The sequence below is a fragment of the Elusimicrobiota bacterium genome (assembly GCA_040757695.1).
GTDB lineage: Bacteria > Elusimicrobiota > UBA8919 > UBA8919 > UBA8919 > JBFLWK01.
Genome location: JBFLWK010000122.1, coordinates 1 through 4873, shown reverse-complemented (window position 1 = coordinate 4873; position 4873 = coordinate 1). Strand labels below are relative to the sequence as shown.

The 4873-nt window shown below is 32.0% G+C and carries 9 protein-coding genes; 7 read left to right on the top strand and 2 right to left on the bottom strand.

Features of this window, described 5'->3' with window-relative positions; all coding sequences use genetic code 11:
- Window positions 1–37: 37 nt before the first annotated feature.
- On the bottom strand, window positions 38–1117 hold the full coding sequence (locus tag AB1349_12790; GenBank protein MEW6558203.1) for a tyrosine-type recombinase/integrase: 1080 nt from the start codon (window positions 1115–1117) through the stop codon (window positions 38–40).
- A gap of 18 nt (window positions 1118–1135) precedes the next feature.
- Entirely contained in the window at window positions 1136–1432 is a 297-nt protein-coding gene (locus tag AB1349_12785) for a hypothetical protein (GenBank protein MEW6558202.1), read from the bottom strand.
- A 225-nt stretch (window positions 1433–1657) separates the two neighbouring features.
- Here AB1349_12785 and AB1349_12780 point away from each other — a divergent pair, with 225 nt between their 5' ends.
- The 7 genes from AB1349_12780 to AB1349_12750 form a co-directional block, all read left to right on the top strand.
- Entirely contained in the window at window positions 1658–2437 is a 780-nt protein-coding gene (locus AB1349_12780; protein MEW6558201.1) for a MerR family transcriptional regulator, read from the top strand.
- A 23-nt stretch (window positions 2438–2460) separates the two neighbouring features.
- Window positions 2461–2790: a hypothetical protein gene (locus tag AB1349_12775; GenBank protein ID MEW6558200.1), complete on the top strand. Its 330-nt coding sequence runs from the start codon at window positions 2461–2463 to the stop codon at window positions 2788–2790.
- A 91-nt stretch (window positions 2791–2881) separates the two neighbouring features.
- Complete coding sequence (locus AB1349_12770; protein ID MEW6558199.1) at window positions 2882–3472, top strand: sigma factor; 591 nt, start codon at window positions 2882–2884, stop codon at window positions 3470–3472.
- A 41-nt stretch (window positions 3473–3513) separates the two neighbouring features.
- A complete protein-coding gene (locus AB1349_12765) occupies window positions 3514–3816 on the top strand; it encodes a hypothetical protein (GenBank protein MEW6558198.1) in 303 nt (100 codons plus the stop codon).
- Complete coding sequence (locus tag AB1349_12760) at window positions 3813–4223, top strand: helix-turn-helix domain-containing protein (GenBank protein MEW6558197.1); 411 nt, start codon at window positions 3813–3815, stop codon at window positions 4221–4223. Before AB1349_12765 ends, AB1349_12760 begins: the two co-directional genes overlap by 4 nt.
- A complete protein-coding gene (locus tag AB1349_12755; protein MEW6558196.1) occupies window positions 4216–4422 on the top strand; it encodes a helix-turn-helix domain-containing protein in 207 nt (68 codons plus the stop codon). The genes AB1349_12760 and AB1349_12755 overlap by 8 nt, the downstream gene beginning before the upstream one ends.
- Before the next feature lie 60 nt (window positions 4423–4482).
- Window positions 4483–4873: ParB N-terminal domain-containing protein (locus tag AB1349_12750; protein MEW6558195.1), on the top strand; the 391-nt coding region annotated here is incomplete at its 3' end.

Here is a 4873-nt window from a genome sequence, read left to right as displayed (position 1 = left end):
TTTCAAAATTCAAAGAGCGATTTTAAAGGTCAAACCTTTAATTTGAGTGAATTTGCAAATATATTTTATAGTGGCTCCGACGAGCTATCTCAAAAAAATAGTGTTTATAGCCGTTTTTCAGGTCGACACCCGCCTCTGCAAGATGACTTGCGTAAGTATGTCGTAAATCGTGGAGTGAACAATATTCTATTCCTGATTTTATTCTTACTTGTTGGAATTTATCTTCCAACCAACGTTTTTTCAATTTTTCAGAGCTCCCATTTGTAAAAACATATCCTTTTTTATTTCGGAGATTATTAAATTCTGGAAAAAAAGTATCTGGAATAGGTATGTGCCTGTAATGAGAACTTTTGGGACGGAAGCAATCGTGTGCTTGAACAATAATCTCTTTTCTTTTTATGTCAACATCATCCCACCGTAAATTTATTAACTCCGAAATACGAAGTCCTGTATGAATCAACATTTTGATAATTAAACTCATTAATTCATCGGCAGAATTAAGTAATTTTTTTATTTCCATATTACTCAAAAATCTCGGTTTTTCTTTTGGAATTTTAATATCTTTCACATATTTAGCAGGATTTTTTTCAAGATAACTCCACTGCACTGCTTTTGATAACGCAGATTTAATAGACCGAAAATCAATATTTACAGTTGTGGGAGAATTAAGTTTATTTTGTTTTTGTTTAACAGGTTTTAATCGTTCCTGTTTGAATCTTTCAATTTGCTGAGGTGTTATGTCTTTAAGAGATGTTGGCCTGATTATGTTAGTAAAGTTAGTTAAGGCAGATTTATCAAGATTGTAGGTTCCGGGTGCTTTATTTGTTTTACTGTAAGCCAAGTATTCTTCAACAAAAGACGACCATGTCTTTTTGGTATCCTGTAAGCCGAGTTCACTTCTGCGGAGTTTGACATCAAGTTCTGCTTTATAATCAAGTGCTGTTTGCTTATCAGCGGAAAGCCGTTTTTTGTGAAGAATAGAAACCTCGCCAGTGCCACGGCACCGTTCACACTTTGTATTATCAATAATTTTTTTACCATTACAGGCAGGGCATATCTTTTTGCCCTGATACCAGCAGAGATGATATACTTTATTTCGTTTAATTAAAAAAGACACAATAATTTTCCGTTATTCTTATATTGCAGTTTGTCTTTCAAAAATTTCCATCAATGCACATTCCTGCTCCAATGCATCATTATGGCTAATATACCCTTTGTCTGTTTTAATTGTAATAACATTTATCGCCATTTCGTTTGCAAACACATCAGTAATAAAATATGTTTTATCTTTCGTAACATTATAACGGTTAAAATCTTTCTTTGCTAAAAGTTTATCGCCAATTTTTAAATCATAGAACCAAGTTGTTTTCGGCTCATTTATTTGTAATTTCAGTAATTTTACTTTCAGAAATGCCCGCTTTACGATAGCCATCAAGTATTAGCGTTTTGAGTGTATCGGTTATTTTAAGGGTATCCATGTAGATATTGCAACTTTTGGTTTTTATGAAGTTTTAAGCGAACATAATTATTTTAACAAATAAAAATGTTTTTGTCAACTATTTTCCGAATTCCATATTTTTTACTTGACAAATTTTTATAGATTTTGTAAAATTAAAGTGATTAAATTTTATAGTTTAATTTTTAAGAGGTAAAGATAATGCCGTGGCCTTATACACTTAGAGAGATTTTGAAAATAAAAGAATATAATAAAATTGGTGAAACTGTGGATATCCTTTCTGAAAGGTGTCCTGATATTACAGCGAGCGCGATACGATACTGGGAGAGCGAAGGTTTATTAGCCCCCACTAAAACACCGGGAGGGCAACGACTGTACACAGAAGCCGACTTAGAACTGATAAGGTACATTAAAGAATTATCTCGCTGTGGGTATTCTATAAAAGTGATTAAAGAAAAAATACGAAAATTAAAAAAAGGAAAAGAACCAATCGGTTGGGCTGCGGATAAAGTAAGAAAAGAACTTGCTATATCCAGGTATATGGAAATATATCAACTTTTTAATAAAAAAGAAAAAACAGAACCCATATATTCTAAAAAAGACTTGATAAAAATTTTAAGGTCGGAAATAGCAAAAGAACTTCTTGATACAGCAGTGGAATATAAAATTATTACGCCTGTAAAAGTAAAAAGGAAAATTATGTTCAGTGCATATGATGAAATAATTTTAAGGGTTCTTATTTATAAAGATGAAGAATTTAAAGATACTTTTCCTGGTGGGTGGCGAAGATATATTGAAGAGTGTAGAGATATTTGTGAGGTATGTAGACATTTGTATCATCATGGTCTTTTTATATGTGGAAAAATACAAATTCCAGCGAAAGATTATACTGAAATGCATATAGGCAATGCCCTTTTTAACTTAATTAGTGAGAGAATTATGTATGATTCACCGTCGGGAATGCTTGAGAATACTCCCTGATTTGATTAAAAGAAGTTAGTGAGATGAATAAAAATATAGACCCAAGTTGGGAAAATGTAATTCGTGCTGCGATGAAATATCAATTTTGTGAATTTTGCGATATTTTTTTAGATAAGGGAGTTATAATTTTTCCTGGAGAGCCGAGAGAGCCGAGAAAAACCATAAAAATAATTAAAAGATTTAAATCATCTTCAACGGATACAAAAAGCATTGTTAATTTGGACAAGATTGATAGGTGGAAAAAATTTATAACCTGGTGTTGCGAAATGGATGTTCATAGGTTAATAGAATTGAAAATTCAAGATGGTATTCCACAGTCTGCGAATACTGATAAAGAAGATGTTAATATTTGATAAATTATAAGATAATATTCAGCTGACCGGAGTGATACTGGAGGCTGTTTGTCTTGGGATTTTTATCTCAAGGTGAACAGCCTCTTTTTTTTTGGTCAAAGGAGATTTCACGAAAAAATCAATTGGGAACTGGGAAATTGCAATTACTAAAAATGTTGTGAATGAGTTTTTGAAACAATTTAGAGACGGTCGTTTTGAGTTTGATGATTTATATCAAGAATGTTTACTACATTGGGACAAAAAAAGAAATAAATATCAAAAAGAACGAGGAACCAATGAGCAAACTTTTATGAGAAACATTCTTTGGAAAAAACTAAAAAATCTTTATAGAGACCAAAATAGAAATAAAAGAAAAGTTATTTTTGAGACGGTATCATTAGAGCAATTGATGGTATCAAAATATTCAAACGATGAAAGTGAGTCAATCAAAACATTAAGTGATATATTAGAGGATATGACCCTACAAGATGAAGAAAACAAAATTTTTTTAAGAAACGATATAAATAAAACCATTGATAAACTTTCTGCAAGTCAGAAAAATCTTTGTTCATTTATTAAAAATAACTATTCCATAAAACAAATCATTTCAATTCTAAGAATATCTCGGAAAACGTATTACAGAAAACTCAAACTCATCAGAAAAATTTTTTATGCCAAGGGTTTGAAAAAATACTTGGATTAAAAAAGATGACACACTTTTGAAAAAAACGGGGTATATATGTTATGAGGGGCAAAAAACAAATGGGAACCGTCTGTAGATTTAGTTTTAAGAAAAATATTAAACAGAAATGGATAGAGAGCCACATTATGTGGGCAATTTTTAATGCGGAATGTATTTTTGGAAAATCCAAAGTTAGAACAGACACATCTTATTATATTTCCGAAAGCAAACCGCAATGCGTTATTGATGTTTCTACCGATGTAGGGGAACATATCGCCCGGTTATTTACAGGAATGATGATTAAAGAATTGGGGGAAATCGGTTTTGAGGTAAATAGAATTGAAAAGGATGATTTCAAAAAATGAATCGTTTAAGGGAATATAGATTGAAAAAAAGAATAACACTTAAAGAATTATCACAAGCATCCGGTTATTCAATTCAGCATATAAACTTAGTTGAGTTAGGGAAAGATACAGCGAGTAAATTTTTCAAGAGATGTATTGCTGAAATTTTTGGAGTTTCCATAGATAAACTTTTCCCGATAAATTCAGGAAAAATTGTTATTCCAAAGATTTCAACAACAAAATTTGGTTGTTATCGTCAGCGGTCAAAAAAATCACTTAAAACAATAGCAATGGAAACTGGTTATACAAGACAGTATTTATATCTCATAGAAAAATCAAGAGTAACACCATCAATAATCTGTCAGCGAAAATTAGCAAAATGTTTAAATGTGTCGATAGATAAATTGTTTCTGGTGATTTATGGATGAACTTTTAACATTAAAAGAGTTTTGTGCTATTTTGAAAATCTCGCAAGAGACCGCACACGACTGGATACGCAAATACAGAGATTTACCAGCATTCAAACTCGGTCGGTTGTGGCGGTTTAAAAAAGATGAACTCTTAGAATGGATAGACAAGCAGAAAGAAAGATCAGATAAAAATTTCCGTCCCAAAGAGATATTATGACTTTTACAAATCGTGACAGATTACACAGTGAATATAAGTAGCAGACGAGCGAGTTATTAAATGACCGAGATAGATATTAAAAAAATTATTGTTAAAGAACGGCTCCGAAAAGATTTAGGTGATATTAAGTCACTGCAGAACAGCATTGGTGATGTCGGCTTGCTCCATCCGATAGCGGTGAACAGTTCTGGGAAACTGATTACTGGTTACAGGCGACTTATTGCAGCAAGAAATCTCGGCTGGAAGAAAATAAAAGCGACAATTTTTAACAATACTACAGAACTTGATGAGTTTGATATTGAACTTCAAGAGAATTTGAAACGGAAGGACTTCAACCCTGTTGAATTAGCAGAAGCGTTATTAAAAAGAAAACAGATATACGAGAAAGAACATCCTGAGACAAAAAAAGGGCAATATGGAGCAAAGGGAAGGGGAACAACGATTTTGGAAA

Bases quoted from the DNA above. Each gene is read 5' to 3' on its own strand.
- AB1349_12785 (MEW6558202.1), bottom strand. From the start codon at position 1,432: ATGGCTATCGTAAAGCGGGCATTTCTGAAAGTAAAATTACTGAAATTA.
- AB1349_12780 (MEW6558201.1), top strand. From the start codon at position 1,658: ATGCCGTGGCCTTATACACTTAGAGAGATTTTGAAAATAAAAGAATAT.
- AB1349_12775 (MEW6558200.1), top strand. From the start codon at position 2,461: ATGAATAAAAATATAGACCCAAGTTGGGAAAATGTAATTCGTGCTGCG.
- AB1349_12765 (MEW6558198.1), top strand. From the start codon at position 3,514: ATGAGGGGCAAAAAACAAATGGGAACCGTCTGTAGATTTAGTTTTAAG.
- AB1349_12760 (MEW6558197.1), top strand. From the start codon at position 3,813: ATGAATCGTTTAAGGGAATATAGATTGAAAAAAAGAATAACACTTAAA.
- AB1349_12755 (MEW6558196.1), top strand. From the start codon at position 4,216: ATGGATGAACTTTTAACATTAAAAGAGTTTTGTGCTATTTTGAAAATC.